The 20,527-nt window shown below is 45.6% G+C and carries 16 protein-coding genes, 1 tRNA gene and 3 rRNA genes; 12 read left to right on the forward strand and 8 right to left on the reverse strand.

The features are described from left to right. Nucleotides 1-69 precede the first annotated feature (69 nt). The 4 genes from SHAL_RS19990 to SHAL_RS20005 all read right to left on the reverse strand — a co-directional run bounded on the left by SHAL_RS19990 (nucleotide 70) and on the right by SHAL_RS20005 (nucleotide 4,778). The gene (locus SHAL_RS19990; protein ID WP_012278930.1) at nucleotides 70-1,239 is read right to left on the reverse strand and encodes an iron-containing alcohol dehydrogenase; all 1,170 of its coding nucleotides are present in this window, start codon (nucleotides 1,237-1,239) and stop codon (nucleotides 70-72) included. Nucleotides 1,240-1,285: 46 nt separating this feature from the next. Next, nucleotides 1,286-2,689 (reverse strand): aldehyde dehydrogenase family protein, encoded by a 1,404-nt coding sequence (locus tag SHAL_RS19995; protein ID WP_012278931.1) that lies wholly within the window; start codon nucleotides 2,687-2,689, stop codon nucleotides 1,286-1,288. Nucleotides 2,690-2,743: 54 nt separating this feature from the next. Then, a complete protein-coding gene (locus SHAL_RS20000; RefSeq protein WP_012278932.1) occupies nucleotides 2,744-4,111 on the reverse strand; it encodes a glutamine synthetase family protein in 1,368 nt (455 codons plus the stop codon). Nucleotides 4,112-4,526: 415 nt separating this feature from the next. Beyond that, nucleotides 4,527-4,778, reverse strand: a complete 252-nt coding sequence (locus SHAL_RS20005) for a YgjV family protein (protein ID WP_012278933.1) — start codon at nucleotides 4,776-4,778, stop codon at nucleotides 4,527-4,529. A gap of 336 nt (nucleotides 4,779-5,114) precedes the next feature. Here SHAL_RS20005 and rraA point away from each other — a divergent pair, with 336 nt between their 5' ends. The 12 genes from rraA to hemB all read left to right on the forward strand — a co-directional run bounded on the left by rraA (nucleotide 5,115) and on the right by hemB (nucleotide 15,919). Continuing rightward, nucleotides 5,115-5,600: a ribonuclease E activity regulator RraA gene (gene rraA / locus SHAL_RS20010; RefSeq protein WP_012278934.1), complete on the forward strand. Its 486-nt coding sequence runs from the start codon at nucleotides 5,115-5,117 to the stop codon at nucleotides 5,598-5,600. 142 nt (nucleotides 5,601-5,742) lie between these two features. Continuing rightward, nucleotides 5,743-6,777, forward strand: a complete 1,035-nt coding sequence (locus tag SHAL_RS20015) for a formimidoylglutamase (RefSeq protein ID WP_012278935.1) — start codon at nucleotides 5,743-5,745, stop codon at nucleotides 6,775-6,777. Nucleotides 6,778-6,981: 204 nt separating this feature from the next. Beyond that, a complete protein-coding gene (gene ubiE, locus SHAL_RS20020) occupies nucleotides 6,982-7,737 on the forward strand; it encodes a bifunctional demethylmenaquinone methyltransferase/2-methoxy-6-polyprenyl-1,4-benzoquinol methylase UbiE (RefSeq protein WP_012278936.1) in 756 nt (251 codons plus the stop codon). A gap of 11 nt (nucleotides 7,738-7,748) precedes the next feature. After that, nucleotides 7,749-8,372, forward strand: a complete 624-nt coding sequence (locus tag SHAL_RS20025; protein WP_012278937.1) for a ubiquinone biosynthesis accessory factor UbiJ — start codon at nucleotides 7,749-7,751, stop codon at nucleotides 8,370-8,372. Further along, the gene (ubiB, locus tag SHAL_RS20030) at nucleotides 8,369-10,018 is read left to right on the forward strand and encodes a ubiquinone biosynthesis regulatory protein kinase UbiB (RefSeq protein WP_012278938.1); all 1,650 of its coding nucleotides are present in this window, start codon (nucleotides 8,369-8,371) and stop codon (nucleotides 10,016-10,018) included. Before SHAL_RS20025 ends, ubiB begins: the two co-directional genes overlap by 4 nt. Before the next feature lie 60 nt (nucleotides 10,019-10,078). Continuing rightward, on the forward strand, nucleotides 10,079-10,366 hold the full coding sequence (tatA, locus tag SHAL_RS20035; RefSeq protein ID WP_012278939.1) for a Sec-independent protein translocase subunit TatA: 288 nt from the start codon (nucleotides 10,079-10,081) through the stop codon (nucleotides 10,364-10,366). A gap of 6 nt (nucleotides 10,367-10,372) precedes the next feature. Then, nucleotides 10,373-10,768 (forward strand): Sec-independent protein translocase protein TatB, encoded by a 396-nt coding sequence (gene tatB, locus SHAL_RS20040; RefSeq protein WP_012278940.1) that lies wholly within the window; start codon nucleotides 10,373-10,375, stop codon nucleotides 10,766-10,768. 3 nt (nucleotides 10,769-10,771) lie between these two features. Then, the gene (gene tatC / locus SHAL_RS20045) at nucleotides 10,772-11,539 is read left to right on the forward strand and encodes a twin-arginine translocase subunit TatC (protein WP_012278941.1); all 768 of its coding nucleotides are present in this window, start codon (nucleotides 10,772-10,774) and stop codon (nucleotides 11,537-11,539) included. Between the two features lie 173 nt (nucleotides 11,540-11,712). Next, entirely contained in the window at nucleotides 11,713-12,219 is a 507-nt protein-coding gene (locus tag SHAL_RS20050) for a hypothetical protein (protein ID WP_012278942.1), read from the forward strand. Continuing rightward, nucleotides 12,219-13,013: a TatD family hydrolase gene (locus SHAL_RS20055; protein ID WP_012278943.1), complete on the forward strand. Its 795-nt coding sequence runs from the start codon at nucleotides 12,219-12,221 to the stop codon at nucleotides 13,011-13,013. The genes SHAL_RS20050 and SHAL_RS20055 overlap by 1 nt, the downstream gene beginning before the upstream one ends. Further along, nucleotides 13,013-14,884 carry a sensor domain-containing diguanylate cyclase gene (locus SHAL_RS20060; protein WP_012278944.1) on the forward strand — a complete coding sequence of 624 codons (1,872 nt, stop codon included), beginning with the start codon at nucleotides 13,013-13,015 and terminating at the stop codon, nucleotides 14,882-14,884. The genes SHAL_RS20055 and SHAL_RS20060 overlap by 1 nt, the downstream gene beginning before the upstream one ends. A gap of 24 nt (nucleotides 14,885-14,908) precedes the next feature. Continuing rightward, complete coding sequence (hemB, locus tag SHAL_RS20065; RefSeq protein ID WP_012278945.1) at nucleotides 14,909-15,919, forward strand: porphobilinogen synthase; 1,011 nt, start codon at nucleotides 14,909-14,911, stop codon at nucleotides 15,917-15,919. A gap of 1,061 nt (nucleotides 15,920-16,980) precedes the next feature. Here the strand turns inward: hemB and rrf (SHAL_RS20070) are convergent. From rrf (SHAL_RS20070) to SHAL_RS20085, 4 genes are all read right to left on the reverse strand, one after another. After that, nucleotides 16,981-17,096 (reverse strand): 5S ribosomal RNA (rrf, locus tag SHAL_RS20070). Between the two features lie 20 nt (nucleotides 17,097-17,116). Further along, nucleotides 17,117-17,192 (reverse strand) — tRNA-Thr (locus tag SHAL_RS20075). 70 nt (nucleotides 17,193-17,262) lie between these two features. Further along, nucleotides 17,263-17,378, reverse strand: a 5S ribosomal RNA gene (rrf, locus tag SHAL_RS20080). 142 nt (nucleotides 17,379-17,520) lie between these two features. Further along, nucleotides 17,521-20,415, reverse strand: a 23S ribosomal RNA gene (locus SHAL_RS20085). Between the last annotated feature and the right edge of the window lie 112 nt (nucleotides 20,416-20,527).

The raw sequence follows: 20,527 nt of genomic DNA on the forward strand, positions 1-20,527 counted from the left end.
GCCTCTCCTGCAGTAAGCTAGAATCGAATCCGTCTGAGTTTTATAACTTAAGTTCAAACAGCAACAAACTTAATTCAACTCACCTAAAACCGCTTGCTCAAACAGTTGTGAATACTGAGCTTGAGTCAAGGCTATCGGATTTCCCTTGGCCGCAGCATCTTTTGCCGACATCTCACCGATAAGACGTTTATCCCGCAAATCTAGCCCAATTTCCGCCAAGGAGTGCGGTATCACCAACTGCTCTCGCAGCTGCAATATCCAATTTAAAAAACCATCAAAGCTTGAGTCTTCAAGTGCTAAATAACGGGCTAGGCGGATGATCCGCGCCTCAATCGCGTGACGATTTCGCTGTAAAACATAGGGCATTAATATGGCATTGAGTAAGCCGTGATGTTGGTTATACAGCGCACCTAATGTATGCGCGATAGCATGCATGCCACCGAGTCCACGCTGAAAACTGGTCGCCCCCATCGTAGAGGCCACCAACATCTGAGTTCTAGCCTCAATATCGTCACCTTTGGCAACAGCCAAAGGCAGATAGGTTTGAATCAAGCGGATCCCCTCCAGCGCAATGCCCTCCGCCATCGGATGATAAGATGGCGCGCAGTAGGCTTCGAGATTATGCGATAAAGCATCGAAACCCGTGGCAGCAGTCATATTTGCCGGCAAACCAGTGGTCAATCGAGGGTCGAGCAGCACACTTGCGGGCAGCATTTGCGGGTGAAATATAATCCGCTTAATAGCATGGGCGCCCTTAGTATCGGTGATCACCGCGGCCCGCCCAACTTCAGAGCCAGTACCTGCGGTGGTCGGCACTGCAACAACAGGGATTATTAAACTTGCATCGATGCGAGTCCAGTTATTGCCACAGTCTTCGGCCTCCCACAGTGAAATAGATTGCTTCGCTATCATGGCAATGGCTTTTGCGGCATCGATACTCGAGCCACCACCTAAAGCTACGACACCATCAAAGCGGCCTTGGTTAAAGACCTGCACTCCAGCAAGAACATCTTCATCTGTCGGGTTAGTCCGAATATCACAAAATAACTCAACGCTTAATCCTGCCAGAGTGCAGTATTGCATCGCCTCACTCACCATAGGCATAGTCGCCAAACAGGGATCGCTTACCAGCAATACCTTCGTCATCTGCAGCGCCTTACAACGCTCGCCAAGCAGGTTTAGGCAACCATCACCGACGGTAATAGCAGTGGGGAAATGCCAATTTGCCTGTAATTCCATTGATGGCTCCTAAGGTATTGCCGCAATGCACCCAACGGCAGTGAATTTAATTATGTTTGATATGAAATGACTTGGGCCGAGTCAGCTGCTCAAAACCTAACTGAGATAAACTACAGCCTCGCCCAGATTGCTTGATGCCTGTCCATGCCAAGGCAGGATCGAGATAGTCACAGCGATTGAGAAAAAGAGTGCCAGTTTCAACACGCTCCCCCAGTGCTAACCCAGCCTCTATATCTTGAGTGAAGATACTGGCCGTTAGGCCAAAATCACTGTCATTCATCAACGCAATAGCCTGATTATCATCGCTGACCTTCATCACTCCCACCACAGGTCCAAATGACTCTTGTGTCATGACCCGCATAGTGTGGTCGACCCGTGTCATTATTTGCGGGGCAAGGTAAGTCGTACCTTTTTGGCTTAAGGGAAATAACGCTTCATCAATATGCGCCTTCGCGCCCTGCTCGATGGCCTCAGCAATTTGCTCGCGAACAAAATCGGCTGCAGAGCTGCGCACCAAAGGCCCTAGGGTGGTATCGAGTTCATCTGAGCGTCCCAACCGATATTGCAGGGTCAATGCCACCGCTTTAGCCACAAATTGATCATATACATTGGCATGAACATAAATTCGCTCGACGGCGCAGCATGACTGTCCAGAGTTAAAAAATGCGCCATCGACCAAGGCTGCCACCGCGCTATCGATGTTGGCATCGGCGCGGACATAGGCAGGATCTTTGCCACCCAACTCTAAACCAACACCAATAAAACGACCTGCCGCAGCCACTTCGACCTTGCTTCCCCCATCGACAGAACCGGTAAATGCCAAATAATTAATCAGCTTATGCCGGATCAGTTTCACTGTATTAACATGACTCAAGTGCAAATATTGGAATACACCTTCAGGCAATCCGGCTCCCCGAAAGGCTTGATAAAGCCGCTCAGCACATAAAGGGGTCTGCGCTGAGTGCTTCAATATCACACAATTACCTGCAAGTAAGGCGGGAATAATGGCATTAATGGCGGTTAAATAGGGATAGTTCCAGGGGGCAATAACCAAAACCACCCCCAGAGGCTCGCGTTTAATAAACCGAGTAAAGCCAGGTTTATCTTCTAGCCTGAGTGTCGCTAAGGCCTCCTCACAAATACCTATCATGTACTCACTGCGCTCAGCCACACCCACCAGCTCACTGGCACAATAGCGGATGGGTCGTCCCATCATCCAACTCAGCTCTTGGGCTATCTCATCTTTTTGGCTGCACAGTAGTTCAATGGCCTGCTGACATAGGGCTTTACGCTCAGCCAGAGGGACATTCTTCCAGCTTGCCGTGCCACCGTTAAAAGCATTTGCGGCCTTTGTTAGACAGGCATAAGCCTGCTGTTCGCTTGCCAGAGATCGGCTCACATACACTCGGCCATCGATGGGTGATATGGTATCTTGCTGTGAGAATTCCATAAATAACGCCACTCCTTGCTATATCATCTGCGTTAGCTAGCAGATTAAATCGAATTAGATAATTTCGAAGTAACGCTGCATCTCCCAATCGCTGACATGCTTTCTAAACTCCCGTTCTTCCCATTCTCGGCTGATGGCAAAGTGCTCCACAAACGGCTCTCCGAAACACTGCTTCGCCGCTTTTGAGCCCCTAAAACGCTGCGCAGCGTCCCATAGGGTGCAAGGCAGCGCGAGCGATTCGTCATGGGTTTGTTCATAGGCATTCCCTTTGACCTGAGCTTGAGGTGTTAATTGATGCTCGATGCCGTATAAGCCGCTGGCCAAAGCAGCCGCGAGTGCTAAGTAAGGGTTGGCATCGGCAGCGCCTAGACGATACTCCACCCGCTGAGATTGAGCCGTCCCCGGGATCACTCTCAGTGCAGTCGTTCTGTTTTCAACTCCCCAGGTGGCATCGGTGGGAGCCCAGAACCCTGGGATCATGCGAGAATAACTATTGATGGTTGGCGCTATCATACACAGAAACTCTGGCATCAATTGTTGCTGACCGGCAATGAAATGGCGCTGGATTTGACTCATATTATGGAGCTTACTGGGGTCGAAAAAGGCGGAGCTGCCATCTTTGTTTTGCAAAGATAGGTGTATATGGCCACTCTGCCCCGGATAATCAGCCGACCACTTCGCCATAAACGTCGCTATTAAGTCACGTTGCTGTGCCAACACCTTCATAAAGGTCTTAAACAATGCACCTTTATCTGCCGCCGCTTCCGCACAATCAACCGCAATAGCCGCTTCAATCACGCCCGGGCCAGTCTCAGAGTGGATCCCTTCGATTGGAAAATCCATTAACTCAGACATGGCTAAAATTGCTTGATATAAATCGGCGTGTACCGAATTTCGGATCATCGAATAACCAAACCAGTCGGGTGTAATGGTCTCTAAGTTGCGGTAGTTTTTTTCACGAATAGAGTGAGGCGTTTCATTAAATAGGAAGAACTCATATTCGAGCGCGGCAAAGGCGTTAAAGCCCATCTGTTCGGCTTTTTCAATCACTCGCCTTAAGGTGCCACGGGGACAAATCGCTTCAGCCTCTTCGGCAAATTCGGCGATAAATAGTAGCATCCCCTCTTCACCTATTACCTCGCGACAGGTGTGGGGCAAGATCCTCACGGGAGCATCGGGGTAACCTGTGTGCCAGCCCGTATAGCGGGCATTATCATAGAGCTGATCTTTAACATCCCAGCCCAACACCACATCGCAAAAGGAAAAACCCTTCTCTAGCGAAGCAAAAAACTTCAATTTGGACATATACTTGCCGCGCATGATGCCATCATTGTCAAATAGGCCTACTTTAACGTGGCTTAATCCACGCTCTTCGACGATAGCGATGGCATCGCTTATGCTATTAACCTGTCTCGCTTGCATGTTTTGCTTCCCTATTTTTTACCTCGAGAGTATGAGTCAATCTCAAGGGCTGAGGTCACTCTCAGGCATCCGTTTTATCTTGTAGAAGTAATCAGTTATTAAAAAATCTTATATTAAGTATTAGTCTAATTTCACTCGACTGCCAGTGCGTGATAACTCAGAGATTATCATCATACCCATTGTGGTAGGCTCAGCTATTGAGGGGAGGTTTTGCTCATATTGGTTATTGCAGGATCGATATGCCGACTCAAAACGAGGAAAATAAAGGTTGAGACATGATTGGTATGAGATGTCAGTAGGAATCGCCCAAATGCAAGCAACTCAGCTCTAGTATCAAGCAGAAGGGAGCAGTGTAAGCATTAATCAGGCTAGCACTTAATTTTAAGGCTAACCATGATTAAGACGATGATGGGGATTATTCAGGTGCGAGTTCGCCGCTATGACGGTTGCGATAAATTTTTAGTAAGTGGTAAACATTGATACAGGCCACGAATGCATTCATACCGGCCACAGGCCATGCTTCAATAGATGCACCGTAAATCACAAATAGCGAACATCCTGTAAAGTTAAGACATCTCAACCAAATAATGTCTTTCATCATAAGTGAAATCGCTACCATCACTGATGCGGCATAACCGATGATCTCAATAGTATTAACAGCTTCCATAAGGCACCTTTTTTAGGCCCTATGCCTTCCTTAAGCTAGCCGGGGGATCCTTGCCCCTAAAGCGGGTAAATTAAAGTTTAAGTCAAATTATCTGACAACATGCTAACAAAAAAAGATATAAATGGTAACTAAAAAACGTCATATAATGACTTAAATCATGATTTAGCGCTTTTATTAACCTACGTGAAGAAATATTACTACAAAGATGTTGAATGCTGTCTTAATAGACAATTGCGTGATTGATAACACTTTTCTTTTTAAGAATCCCTTATATACTGAGTGCAATTACTTGTTTGCTCGGACTTCTGAGCATCTCTATCTATCAGGAGTGTTCTTATGGAATACAACACCTCAGAACTTTGTGACACTTATATCGATGTTGTTGATGTTGTCGAACCCATGTTCAGTAATTTCGGGGGTTGTAACTCTTTTGGCGGCTCGATTAGCACCATTAAATGTTTTGAAGATAATGGTCTTATCATTGATGCAGTTCAGGAAGATGGAGAAGGTAAAGTACTATTAATTGATGGTGGTGGATCACTTCGCCGTGCACTTCTCGATGCAAGAATTGCAGAAGCTGCTGTAGCGAACAACTGGGAAGGTATCATCGTTTACGGTACTGTACGTGATGTTGATGCACTAGAAGATTTAGACATCGGTATTCAAGCATTAGCCTCAATCCCTGTAGGTGCTGACAGCAATGCAGTGGGCGAATTAGAGATCCCAGTAAACTTCGGCGGTGTAACTTTCTTACCTGGTGATCATGTCTATGCTGACAATACGGGTATCATTCTGTCGCCAGAGCCACTAGATATCGACTAAGTATAGCCATTATAAAGCTTACTAATTAAGAGCCAGTCCTATGTGACTGGCTTTTTTATTTCCGCTTGTAACACAAGCTTGCAGCCAGAATTTAAGCGCTTAAACTAGGGGTCATATGATGAGTTCACAATAAGAATAACAGATGCAGTATTTAAACCTCTTCAGCACCATTAAGCTCTCTAGCCTACTAAATACTCGTGAAGGTGAGACCAAGCTCGGGCAAGCCGTTAAACTAGCCGACCCCTCACTGAATTTAACAACAAATCTCGTGCAAGCAAAATCGAACGGTGTTCGTTTTGCAATTATAGGTATAGGAGAAGATATCGGCCCACGCGCCAATCTGGGACGAGGAGGCGCTACCGACGCATTTGATAGCGCCATGGGACAGTTCCTCAATTTACAATCGAATCGATTCTTAACTGGCGAGCAATGTCTAGTGCTAGGTCAAATCGATACTCAAGATCTACAACTACCAGCTAGCGCCAATGCAAACTCATTAAGAAACAATGTCGAACAACTAGACCAGCGGGTTATTCAGCTACTAACCAAGGTATTTTGTGCGGGACTTGAACCTATCGTCATCGGAGGCGGGCATAACAATGCCTATGGATTGTTAATGGCAGCAAAAGGTGCCTTCAAGCGTCCAGTCGCTGCGGTGAATATGGACCCACACTCAGACTTTAGGCCCAAAGAAGGTAGGCATAGCGGTAATGGTTTTAGCTATGCTGCGGCCTCAGGTGCATTGGGCTACTATCATGTGCTGGGTTTACACGAGCTTAAAAATAGCGAAACGACACTCGAGCAGCTAAAAGCCTTTGGCGGCCACTGGCATAGTATGCAGCAGATCTGGGTGCGACGTGAGCTTAGCCTAGAAACCGCTCTCAAAAGTATCGCGAAATCTCTGAATAATACTCAGCTTCCTGTTGCGATTGAACTCGATTTGGATGCCATAACGAACATGCCAAGCAGTGCCTCAACAGCAGCAGGCGTGCCGCTATTAGATGCTTTATTCTATGTCAGTTATATCGCTAAACATTGTCCTGCAGCTTATCTACACCTAGCTGAAGCTGCGCCAAGCTGTCATGTTTCTGGAGCGCCTGCAGGCCACCGCGAAACAGGTCAAAGCATCAGTGAACTCATCTACTCCTACATCAGTGGGCGCATAAATGCACTATGAGCATTAATAATTATTCAACAATTACAAATAGTGTGTTGTAATGCGCAGTCAATTTTGCGATAGCCCGCGTAACCACTCATTTTCTTATTATCGTAAAGCAGATAGCTAACATTCGTCACAGAGTGATAGATGAAAGATTCAGCAATCTGCTCCGATGGCTTACAATCGCACCAATTTAATTGCTAACGTTATAGGAACAGATAGATGTCAGAGGACACTTCAAACAGCACTCACTTCGGTTACAAAACGATTGAAGCTGAAAAGAAAGCCGACTTGGTTGCTGGCGTATTCCATTCTGTCGCGGCAAAATACGACATTATGAATGACGTTATGTCTTTCGGTATCCACCGTATGTGGAAACGCTTCACTATCGAAAGTGCAGGTGCTCGTCCAGGTATGAAGGTATTAGATCTTGCCGGTGGTACAGGTGATTTAACCGCTAAGTTCTCCCGCATTATCGGCGATACCGGCCAAGTTACGTTAGCCGACATTAACGACTCAATGCTTAAAGTCGGTCGTGAAAAGTTACGCGATAAAGGCATTGTAGGTAACGTCAACTACGTTCAAGCAAATGCCGAGGCTCTGCCTTTTCCTGACAACCACTTTGATATTATCACTATCGCCTTTGGCCTACGCAATGTGACCGATAAAGATGCAGCTATTGCATCAATGCTACGTGTATTAAAACCAGGCGGAAAACTGCTAGTACTTGAGTTCTCCAAACCTCAGCACGATATCATGCGCAAAGTGTACGATTTATATAGCTTCAAAGTATTGCCTAAAATGGGTTCTTTGATCACCAAAGATGCTGACAGCTACGAGTATCTTGCAGAATCAATCCGTATGCATCCAGACCAAGATACTTTAAAGCAGATGATGGAAGATGCAGGCTTTGAGCAAGTCAACTACACCAATATGACTGACGGTATTGTTGCCTTACATAAGGGTTACAAATTCTGATAGGACTCACTATGTCTCGTGACTTGTCATTATTGGCCTGCACCGCGATAGAGGTCAGTTTAAACAAACTGATCTCACAATCTCCTGAAGACTACGCTAAATTGCGTAGCCTTCAAGGCAAAGTGTTATGCATTCAACTCTCACAGCTCAGTTGGCCGCTTTACTTTTTGTTTGCTAAAGAGATCCTAGTGTTCTCTCGCTATGAAGGTGAAGTCACGACTAAAGTGAATGCCGATGTCACTACACTTTATCAGCTGAGTGAAGGCGCAAATCTTACCGAGTTGATTAAGCAAGATAGGCTCAGCCTTGAAGGTGACTTAAGCCTATTACAGACATTCAGCCATTATATGCAACAGGTTGAAGTCGACTTATCTGAGCCCCTTTCACGCTACATTGGCGATGCTCCGACCCATTTTATTCAACAGAGCCTCACGCAAGCCAAGCAAGATGTCACTAGCGTACTACGTAAGACCCGCTCACACCTTGGCCAGCTCACCATCGAAGAATATAGACTCGCTCCCCATAAGCTCGAATTTATCTATTTAACGGATAAAATCGACGACTTAGCCGCCGATGTTGAGGCGACAGCAACACGGATAGATCAGCTTATCAATAGGGTAAAAACCAAACCATGACAGCAAAAAATATCAGGCGCGCTTATCACGTTATTCGTACAGCATTGCACTACGGACTGGATGATTTAATTCCCTCTAAGTTAACGCCTTGGTATTTCAAACTGTTTAGGTACAGCTTCTTCTGGCTGCGAAATCAGCACAAAGATAAAGTCGGAGGCGAACGCTTAAAATTAGCGATGCAGGAGCTTGGTCCCGTTTACATCAAATTCGGCCAGATGCTGTCAACTCGTCGAGATCTCTTATCTGATGAGTGGGCCGAAGAGCTGGCGATGCTGCAAGACAGGGTGCCGCCTTTTGACTCCGCTATTGCTCGCGCCTCAATCGAAACTGAACTAAACGCACCTATCGAAAGCTATTTTAATGACTTTGATGATATACCTCTAGCATCAGCCTCTATCTCACAAGTCCATACCGCGACACTTAAGTCAAATGGCGCCGCTGTGGTGCTAAAAATATTACGCCCAGATGTTGAGCAGAAGGTGCATGCTGACCTACTGCTGATGTCACAAGCCGCTGACTTTCTTGAAACCCTGTTAGGCACTAACAATCGCTTACGTCCTGCTGAAGTGGTTGAAGATTACCGTACCACGATTGAAGGCGAGCTCAACCTCAAACTTGAAGCTCTCAATGCTATCAAGCTACGTAACAATTTTATCGACTCGAATGCACTCTACATCCCTTACATGTATGAAGAGTTGTGCTTTACTCGCCTTATCGTGATGGAGCGTATCGACGGCATCCCCGTATCAGATAAAGTGGCACTAGAAGCTCAGGGAACTAATCTTAAGCTGCTGGCTGAGCGCGGAGTTGAGCTATTTTTTACTCAGGTTTTCCGTGATAACTTCTTCCATGCAGACATGCATCCTGGCAACATTTTTGTTAGCCGTGAACATCCTAATGACCCTTTATATATTGGCTTGGATTGCGGCATTATGGGCACGCTTACCGAAGAGGATAAGCGCTACTTAGCCGAAAACTTCCTCGCTTTCTTCAACCGTGACTACCGACGCATTGCTCAGCTCTATATAGAGTCAGGCTGGGTCTCTCCAGACACTGATGTGGCTGCGTTTGAACAAGCAGTGAAAGTGGTTTGCGAGCCGATGTTTAATAAGCCTCTCGATGAGATCTCATTTGGTCATGTCCTACTAGAGTTATTTAGAACTGCCCGTCGATTCGACATGGTAGTGCAGCCACAACTAGTTTTACTCGAAAAAACACTCCTTTATATTGAAGGATTAGGACGTCAGCTCTATCCACAACTCGATTTGTGGCAAACAGCTAAACCATTTCTTGAGCAGTGGATGGCGGAACAAGTTGGCCCCAAGGTGATGGCGGCAAAAGTTAAACAGAAACTGCCCTATTGGGCTGAACATTTACCTGAATTACCAGAGCTTATCTACGACAACCTAAAAATGGGTCGCAACCTATCTAAAAATCAAAATAATTTGTTAGATCGATATCTCAAACATCAACAAAAAGCCCATAAAAGTAACTATCTTTTGATTACATCGGCTATTTTAGTGATCTGCGGCACTATTTTGATAAACCAAGACGCTACACTATGGCCCTCTTATGGCAGTATTGGCACGGGCATCGCTCTATGGGTGCTTGGGTGGCGATCGAGACCAAAGAATCGCAAAATTTAGCTAGACCTAATTAACCAAAGGTTCATAATAGAACCAGTATCTAATTAAGAGGATTCATCCATGGGTGGCATTAGTATTTGGCAACTTCTTATCATTGCTTTAATTGTCGTATTATTGTTTGGAACTAAGAAGTTACGCTCACTAGGCGGCGATTTAGGCGGTGCTGTTAAAGGCTTTAAGAACGCCATGACTTCTGAAGAAGATAAGAAAGCTTTAGAAGATAACGCAGCCGACAAACCAGCTGCAGACGCGGCAAAAGTGACAGAAACAGCAAAAGTTGCAGAAACTGCACCTGTTGCAGAGACAGCCGAAAAAAAGGCTGAGTCTAAAGGCAAAGAACAGGCGTAATCGACTATGTTCGACGGTATCGGCTTTATGGAGTTGCTGCTGATTGGGATCGTGGGCCTAGTCGTACTTGGCCCAGAAAGACTCCCAACCGCTGTGCGCTCAGTTTCTAGCTGGATCCGCGCCATGAAAAAAATGGCTAACTCGGTAAAAGACGAATTAGAGCAAGAGCTTAAAATTGAGCAACTGCACTCTGATTTGAAAAATGCAGAGAGTCAGGGTTTAAAAAACCTTTCTCCAGAGTTACAGGATTCAATCAATCAATTAAAAGAAGCGGCTCAATCCGTTAATCGTCCTTATCAAGTAGAAGACGTTCCTGCGGCGAAGGATGTACCAGCCAAAGAAATGCCAACTTCAGAGACAAGTACGGCAACGAATGCTAATTCAGACAAACCTAACGGGTAGTCCATGTCACAACAGCAGCCACTAATCAGCCATTTGCTTGAGTTACGAACCAAGTTACTAAAAGCAATTGGCAGTGTTCTTTTGGTGTTTATTTGCTTGGTATATTGGGCCAACGATATTTACCATTTTATGGCCACCCCATTGATGCACGCACTGCCAGAATCTAGCAGTATGATTGCAACCGATGTTGCAGCGCCATTCTTTGCCCCCTTTAAATTGACGTTAGTTCTGTCGTTTTTCGTCGCAGTACCTTATGTCCTTTATCAAGTGTGGTCATTTGTTGCGCCGGGTCTATACAAGCATGAAAAACGCTTGGTTATGCCTCTACTAGCGAGCAGTACGTTTCTGTTCTATCTAGGTATTGCATTCGCCTATTATATTGTTTTCCCTGTAGTCTTTGGATTCTTTACTAGCGCAGCTCCGGAAGGCGTGGAAGTTGCTACTGACATCAGCAGTTATTTGAATTTTATTCTAAAACTGTTCTTTGCATTTGGTTTAGCGTTCGAAATCCCTATAGCCGTTATTCTGCTATGTTGGGCTGGCGTAACAACACCTGATGATCTAAAAGAGAAACGACCATATATTGTGGTCGGTGCATTTGTCATTGGTATGTTGCTAACGCCTCCAGACATCATCTCTCAAACTATGTTAGCGATTCCTATGCTAATCCTGTTTGAAGGTGGTCTGCTTGTTGCGCGTTTCTACAGTAAAGGCAATGAAGATGACGAAAATGAGAATGGAGACGAACAGAAAGAATCTGAGTCTCAATAAGTTTTCTGGTTAATCTTATAAAAAGGTATTATCTCGTTGGTAAATCAACGTAGATAATACCTTTTTTGTTTTCAGCCTCCTCCACCATCCCACCACATTTGTGTTTCAATTATCCGAATAAAATGTAAAATCAGTGTGAGTCTATCTATAGGGATAAAAGGAAGTTATTTTTAATGAAAGCACAGCTATTATTACTCACTACAGCGTCTTTAATGCTCTCCAGCACTGCATATGCATCCATTGAAACGCAGTTAGCCAAATGCGCCACTATAGAAGATAAACTCGAACGCTTAATTTGTTATGACGATCTATCTCAAGCCACTCAGTCAAATAGCACTGTCACCAAATCGCTCCCTACGGCTGAAACTGTTACGGTTGCCGCATCTAGCGCAGCGGTAGTCTCTACGACGAACAAGCCTCAAGATGAGTTTGGTAAAGTGAAAAAGAGCCAAGACGAGGAGATCAGTAAGATTTACTTAAATGTGAGTAAGGTTTCTAAAGATTCCTACCGTGCACTAAAAATCCAATTTAGTAATGGTCAAGTCTGGAAGCAAACCGACAGTCGCTCATTTAGATTAAAGGCTGACCAAACCGTCTATATTGAAAAAGCGGCACTTGGATCCTTCATGCTAGGTTTAGATGATCGCAACACCACCATTAGAGTAAAGCGCTTAAAGTAATGCCCAAGTATATGGATATAGCTGTTAACTTGATTGGCAGCTCGCTCGAAAAAGATATTCACCGTGTCGTTGAAGACGCTGCAGCGCAGTCGGTCACTTCTATGGTCGTTATTGGTAGCCATCTAGAAGAGAGTCAGCAAGCGATTAACCTCTGCGAGCAGTTTCCGGGACAGCTCTATAGTACAGCAGGCGTTCATCCTCATCATGCAAGCGAATGGAAGACTGATAGTGTAGCTCGGATACGCTGTTTAACCCAATCTCCTTGCGTCCTAGCCATAGGTGAATGTGGTTTAGATTATAATCGAGACTTCTCCCCTCGAGACATGCAACGCAAAGCCTTTGCTGAACAACTTGCTCTAGCCGTTGAGCTAAAGATGCCTGTTCTTATGCATGAGCGTGATGCTCATGAGGATTTTCTAGCAATCTTAAAAGAGTACCGTCCACAGCTGCCCGCAGCCCTATTACATTGCTTTACCGGAAACAAACAGTCGCTCGACGCTTACCTAGAACAAGACATTTATCTTGGGATCACGGGCTGGGTCTGCGATGAACGTAGAGGGCAAGAGCTCGCCTCAATCGTTTCTTATATTCCTGATGATCGCCTGTTAATTGAAACTGACAGCCCTTACCTCTTACCCAGAAGTATGCGTCCAAAGCCCAAATCCAGTAAAAATGAGCCAAAATATTTACCGTATATCGCTCAGTATATTGCCGATCTCAGACAACAGAACATTAATGATTTTTCAGCTGTAACCTATAAAAATAGCCGTACGTTTTTTGGTTTAGAGTGTTAATGCGGATTCTGTACCAACTGTTGGTTATAGCACTGCTATTCTTTACTGGCCTTACTGCGGCTCAAGAACCCCTCTTTATTGAAGAGCATACAGCGGATGAAATTCCACTCACATCGAATTTATACATTGCTCAGTTCGATGATGCTTCTAACCTAGAGCAGATAGTGGCATCTTCGCCTCTTAAATGGCGAGAGTACAACCCGAAGGCGATGAGAGGGATTGCTAAAAGTGCCTATTGGGTTAGATTTTCGTTAGCTCATCAGGCGAGTGATCCAAGGGCGCTAATCTTATCATTCGCCAATCCACATCTTGATTACATTGAGTTCTACCACTTTAACGGCTCAACACTGCTCAACCAATTTCAGGCTGGCGATAGTTTTCCTTTCAGCAAAAGACCTATTTTAAGTACCCAATTGCTGTACTCATTTAACAGCAAGCAACAAGATACACATCACTTCTACTTACGAGTAGAGACCTCCGGAACATCAAATTTACCGATAACCTTGTGGACTAGCGATGCCTACTACCAAGATGCTGAGCGACACTCTATCTTGTATGGTTTTCAAATTGGCATATTGATGGCTATAGGCATATTTAGCTTATTAATTGCCGTGACATCACACTCATTCAGCTATAGCTATTATGCAGGCTACGTCCTATCCATTACTCTTTTTGTGGCTAGCCTACATGGACTCGCATTTAGGTTTATCTGGCCAGAATGGCCACGCATGCAAGAATTTGCTTTGCCTGCACTGCTGAGCCTTTCGATGATGTTTGCCTTCTTGTTTTCTGAAAAAGTCATGCGCCTTAAATATCACAATCAAGCCATGCTTAGGCTCTGCAGAGTAAGCGCAGCCATGTCAGTATTGCTGCTTTTTATTGGACTGCCACTCGACTACTCAACCGCATTAAACCTCAATATTTATGCCGTAATGTTGTCCTGCATAATGTTAATGTACATGTCTCTAGCCCAAGCTTTCAAAGGTAATAAATTAGCCAAGCTTTTTGCCATCGGATGGGCTGGCATGATGCTAGGCGCATTATTGTCTGGCGCAATCTATCTAGGATTACTTCACTGGGATCTGCAAGCTAAAACCCCCTTTATACTAGGGCTGAGCATCGAAGTGATTTTTATGGCAGCCTTGCTGGCGATTCGCTACAACGATGAACGTCTAGCAAAGTTGCAGATACAACAAGATGCATTGCTCCAGGCGAAGAAAGCTGAAGAGACCAAAGAAGAGGCACTTCACATTGAAGCAAGAAGTAGTGAAAAGTTGGCGAAAATGGTTCAAGAAAGAACCTTAGAGCTGGAGATCGCCCTAAGAGAACTTAATGAAGCAAATCAAAAGCTCACCGAACAGACAAGGATCGACAGCCTTACAGGCGTTAAAAATCGTGCATCATTCGATAGACGGATTCTAGCCGAAGGACGAATTAGCCGACGACAACAGGCCCCCCTTTCAATTTTGATGCTGGATATCGATCGCTTCAAACTCATCAATGATTCCTATGGGCACCTCGCTGGTGACCAAGCACTACGTGTAATCGCTGACCAATTAAAACAAATTTTAAAGCGACCAACCGATCTAGTATCACGTTTTGGGGGTGAGGAGTTTGCTATTATATTACCCAACACTGATAAGATAGGTGCGCAGCAAGTAGCTGAGACAATAAGAAAAGTTATCAGTAAACTACCTATTTGTTGGGGTGGTAACAGAATCCGCCTGACAGTGAGTATTGGGGTGAGTAGTGAAATTATCACCTCAGAAGAACACACAACTTTATTATTAGAACAAGCAGATAAAGCACTTTATCAAGCAAAGAATGACGGGCGTAATCAAGTAAAGCTATACAGCCCTGATCAAGATTAATATCACCATAGTCTGGAGCCAAATGTGAATATTATTACTAGTGCCTACCCACAACGTAGAATGCGCCGTATGCGTAAACATGAATTTAGTCGTCGTCTAATGGCTGAGAATCAGCTAACCGTCAATGACTTGATCTACCCTATGTTTGTCTTAGAAGGTAACAACCGCACAGAACAAATAGCTTCTATGCCAGGTGTAGAACGCCTTTCAATTGATCTACTACTTAAAGAAGCTGAAGAGCTAGTAGAGCTTGGCATCCCGCTAATCGCATTATTCCCAGTAACTCCAGCTGAGAAAAAAACATTAATGGCTGAAGAGGCCTACAATGCCGATGCATTAGCCCAGCGTGCCGTACGTGCATTGAAGGAAGCATTTCCTCAACTAGGTGTGATGACGGACGTTGCACTAGATCCGTTCACTACACATGGTCAAGACGGTATCATCGATGAAACCGGCTACATCATGAATGACGTCACCACTGAGATCTTAGTTAAACAGGCATTGTCTCATGCTGAAGCGGGTGCAGATATTGTTGCTCCTTCAGATATGATGGATGGTCGTATTGGTGCTATTCGCAAGGCGCTTGAAGAAGCTGGCCATGTGAATACTCAAATCATGGCATATTCGGCTAAATACTCTTCTAACTACTATGGTCCTTTCCGTGACGCAGTAGGCTCAGCGGGTAACTTAAAAGGTGGCAATAAGCACAGCTACCAGATGGATCCAGCTAACAGCGATGAGGCACTACATGAAGTGGCTTTAGATATCCAAGAAGGCGCTGATATGGTTATGGTTAAACCTGGCATGCCATACCTAGACATAGTACACCGCGTTAAGACTGAGCTTGCGGTCCCGACCTTTGCATATCAGGTAAGTGGTGAATACGCTATGCACATGGCAGCAATTCAAAATGGTTGGTTAGCCGAGAAAGCTATCGTAATGGAATCATTGCTTTGCTTTAAGCGCGCAGGAGCAGACGGCATTCTAACTTACTTTGCTAAACGTGCAGCTCAGTGGTTAAAAGAAGACAAATAGACTAGTCTTACTTCGAACCTCATAACCTAAAAAGCCAGAGCCCCGCTCTGGCTTTTTATTTTCGTCAGCTGCTCTAATACCATTCCAAAGCCAATTAACGCTGATAAGAAGATACCAGCGCTTCTAGCTATATACTTCCGCCATAGTGACATACTCTCAACACTGGTCGTCGAACATAAACAAAATTATACCCTACTCCCCTTAGGGACTAGACTCTTCTATGACTCTCTCAAAGGTGTAGTAAGTCTTCTTTAACGATGGATGGATATTGGAGAAACTATTGTCATAAACAGATGCCGAGAGCTTTTATTGGAGTACCGAGGGAGCAATTACGTAGGAGCATTTATTCGACCGACGTCGACTATTTTATAAACCAAAATGGCATTTATGCCTACTTAAGTGGATAAGCCACCTTTAAGAATAATGACAAACTAAGCAGGTATGCGTTAAAGATTTTATAAACGCCCAAACGCAAATCCTCTCCTACGCCACCCATGGCATTCAATGATAAGTACTTCCTGTACAAACCCTCTCTTACACAATCCTTGGCGTTCAAGGATAAGTACTTCCTGTACAAAAAAGCCACCTACTCTTCTCATATAAAGAGGGCTAGTTTCTTCACAGTTAAACTTGGAGTGCGTCTGGAAATAACCGAATCGGTTCGCGCAGCGAACATATGGGGGCGAAGAAGCCCTGTTCTGGATGCAACGCATTCAAGGGCTCTGTAGCGCGAGTAACTTGTTACTAAGCTGGAGAACCCGCTATGCGGCGGGTTGACCTCGAGGTAGGCATTTATGCCTACTTAAGTGAATAAGTCACCTTAACGGATAGCTACATTGAGATAAGTTAACGTACATTATTTTACAAACGCCCAAACGCAAATCCTCTCCTATGCCATCCATGGCATTCAAGGATAAGCACTTCCTGTACAAAAAGCCACCTACTCTTATCACATAAAGAGGGGTGGCTTCTTCACAGTTAAATTTAGAGTGCACCTGGAAATGACAAATTCCAAACGTAAAAAAGCCCGCTACATCGTAGCGGGCTTTCTTGTATTTAGCGCCTGGAAATGACCTACTCTCACATGGGGAGACCCCACACTACCATCGGCGATATTGTGTTTCACTTCTGAGTTCGGAATGGATTCAGGTGGTGCCACAACTCTATGGTTTCCAGACAAATTCTTTACTATAAAAATGGTGCTGATACCCAGAATCGAACTGGGGACCTCATCCTTACCAAGGATGCGCTCTACCGACTGAGCCATATCAGCAAAACTCTATATTATTCCGTCTTACGTATTCAACTGCGGCTTAATATTTCTCTTTCGAGAATAATTTAGCGCCTGGAAATGACCTACTCTCACATGGGGAGACCCCACACTACCATCGGCGATACTGTGTTTCACTTCTGAGTTCGGAATGGATTCAGGTGGTGCCACAGCTCTATGGTTTCCAGACAAATTCGGTAAATTTGAAAAGCTGTTACTCGCTAGCGCAAGTAATTGAAATTATTTTTGAGTTCACACTACATTAAGTGCTTAAATTCTAACTCTGGTGTCTGTTGAAACATCAGTCTCATACAAAACCCATTAGGGTTGTATGGTTAAGCCTCACGAGTCATTAGTACAAGTTAGCTCAACGCCTCACAACGCTTACACACCTTGCCTATCAACGTCCTAGTCTCGAACGGCTCTTTAGAGGAATTAAATTCCTAGGGATGACTCATCTTAGGACTCGCTTCCCGCTTAGATGCTTTCAGCGGTTATCGATTCCGAACGTAGCTACCGGGCAATGCCATTGGCATGACAACCCGAACACCAGCGGTTCGTCCACTCCGGTCCTCTCGTACTAGGAGCAGCTTCCTTCAATCATCCAACGCCCACGGCAGATAGGGACCGAACTGTCTCACGACGTTCTGAACCCAGCTCGCGTACCACTTTAAATGGCGAACAGCCATACCCTTGGGACCGACTTCAGCCCCAGGATGTGATGAGCCGACATCGAGGTGCCAAACACCGCCGTCGATATGAACTCTTGGGCGGTATCAGCCTGTTATCCCCGGAGTACCTTTTATCCGTTGAGCGATGGCCCTTCCATACAGAACCACCGGATCACTATGACCTACTTTCGTACCTGCTCGACGTGTATGTCTCGCAGTTAAGCTGGCTTATGCCATTGCACTAACCGTACGATGTCCGACCGTACTTAGCCAACCTTCGTGCTCCTCCGTTACTCTTTGGGAGGAGACCGCCCCAGTCAAACTACCCACCAGGCACTGTCCCGAACCCCGATTCAGGGGCCGCGGTTAGAACATCAAAACTACAAGGGTGGTATTTCAAGATTGACTCCACTCCATCTAGCGACGAAGCTTCAAAGTCTCCCACCTATCCTACACATGTAGGTTCAATGTTCAGTGCCAAGCTATAGTAAAGGTTCACGGGGTCTTTCCGTCTAGCCGCGGGTATACGGCATCTTCACCGCAATTTCAACTTCACTGAGTCTCGGCTGGAGACAGCGTGGCCATCATTACGCCATTCGTGCAGGTCGGAACTTACCCGACAAGGAATTTCGCTACCTTAGGACCGTTATAGTTACGGCCGCCGTTTACCGGGGCTTCGATCATGAGCTTCTCCGAAGATAACCCAATCAATTAACCTTCCGGCACCGGGCAGGCGTCATACCGTATACTTCCTCTTGCGAGTTTGCACAGTACTGTGTTTTTGATAAACAGTTGCAGCCACCTGGTATCTGCGACTCTCGGCAGCTTAGGGAGCAAGTCCCATCACCACTAAGAGCGTACCTTCTCCCGAAGTTACGGTACCATTTTGCCTAGTTCCTTCAGCCGAGTTCTCTCAAGCGCCTTAGTATTCTCTACCCGACCACCTGTGTCGGTTTGGGGTACGATTCCTGCTAACCTGAAGCTTAGAAGATTTTCCTGGAAGCATGGCATCAACTACTTCATCACCTTAGTGACTCGTCATCAGTTCTCAGCCTTAAGTACACCCGGATTTGCCTAAGTGTACAGCCTACAACCTTAAACGCGGACAACCAACGCCGCGCTAGCCTAGCCTTCTCCGTCTCTCCATCGCAGTTAGCAGAAGTACGGGAATATTAACCCGTTTCCCATCGACTACGCCTTTCGGCCTCGCCTTAGGGGTCGACTCACCCTGCCCCGATTAACGTTGGACAGGAACCCTTGGTCTTTCGGCGAGGGGGTTTTTCACCCCCTTTATCGTTACTCATGTCAGCATTCGCACTTCTGATACCTCCAGCGTGGGTTACCCCTTCACCTTCAACGGCTTACAGAACGCTCCTCTACCGCACTAGTGCAAGCACTAGTACCCATAGCTTCGGTGTATTGCTTAGCCCCGTTAAATCTTCCGCGCAGGCCGACTCGACTAGTGAGCTATTACGCTTTCTTTAAATGATGGCTGCTTCTAAGCCAACATCCTAGCTGTCTAAGCCTTCCCACATCGTTTCCCACTTAGCAATAACTTTGGGACCTTAGCTGATGGTCTGGGTTGTTTCCCTTTTCACGACGGACGTTAGCACCCGCCGTGTGTCTCCCGTATAGTACTCATTGGTATTCGGAGTTTGCAAAGGGTTGGTAAGTCGGGATGACCCCCTAGCCTTAACAGTGCTCTACCCCCAATGGTATTCGTACGAGGCGCTACCTAAATAGCTTTCGAGGAGAACCAGATATCTCCCGGTTTGATTGGCCTTTCACCCCCAGCCACAAGTCATCACCGCATTTTTCAACATACGTGTGTTCGGTCCTCCAATTGATGTTACTCAATCTTCAACCTGCCCATGGCTAGATCACCGGGTTTCGGGTCTACACCTTGCAACTAAACGCGCAGTTAACACTCGGTTTCCCTACGGCTCCGCTATTCGCTTAACCTTGCTACAAAATGTAAGTCGCTGACCCATTATACAAAAGGTACGCAGTCACGGTCTCAAGAACCGCTCCCACTGCTTGTACGTATACGGTTTCAGGTTCTATTTCACTCCCCTCACAGGGGTTCTTTTCGCCTTTCCCTCACGGTACTGGTTCACTATCGGTCAGTCAGGAGTATTTAGCCTTGGAGGATGGTCCCCCCATGTTCAAACAGGATGTCACGTGTCCCGTCCTACTCGTTTTCACGTAAAGTTAGTTTTCATGTACGGGGCTATCACCCTGTGCCGCTGTGCTTTCCAACACATTCCACTAACACCCTCTACGCTTAAGGGCTAATCCCCGTTCGCTCGCCGCTACTAGGGGAATCTCGGTTGATTTCTTTTCCTCCGGGTACTTAGATGTTTCAGTTCCCCGGGTTCGCCTCACTACACTATGTATTCATGTAGTGATACATGCTTATGCATGTGGGTTTCCCCATTCGGACATCGTTAGCTCAAATGCTTGTTACTAGCTCGCCAACGCTTTTCGCAAGTTACTACGTCCTTCATCGCCTCTGACTGCCAAGGCATCCACCATATACGCTTAGTCACTTAACCATACAACCCAAATAAGTCTCTATGAGAAATACTCGTTGCCTTGAGCGGGTAAGCTCAACACAGCCGTACTGTAACTAATGGTTTCTACTTTCGCCAAAATTAGAATTTTTAT

This window comes from Shewanella halifaxensis HAW-EB4, from assembly GCF_000019185.1.
GTDB lineage: Bacteria > Pseudomonadota > Gammaproteobacteria > Enterobacterales > Shewanellaceae > Shewanella > Shewanella halifaxensis.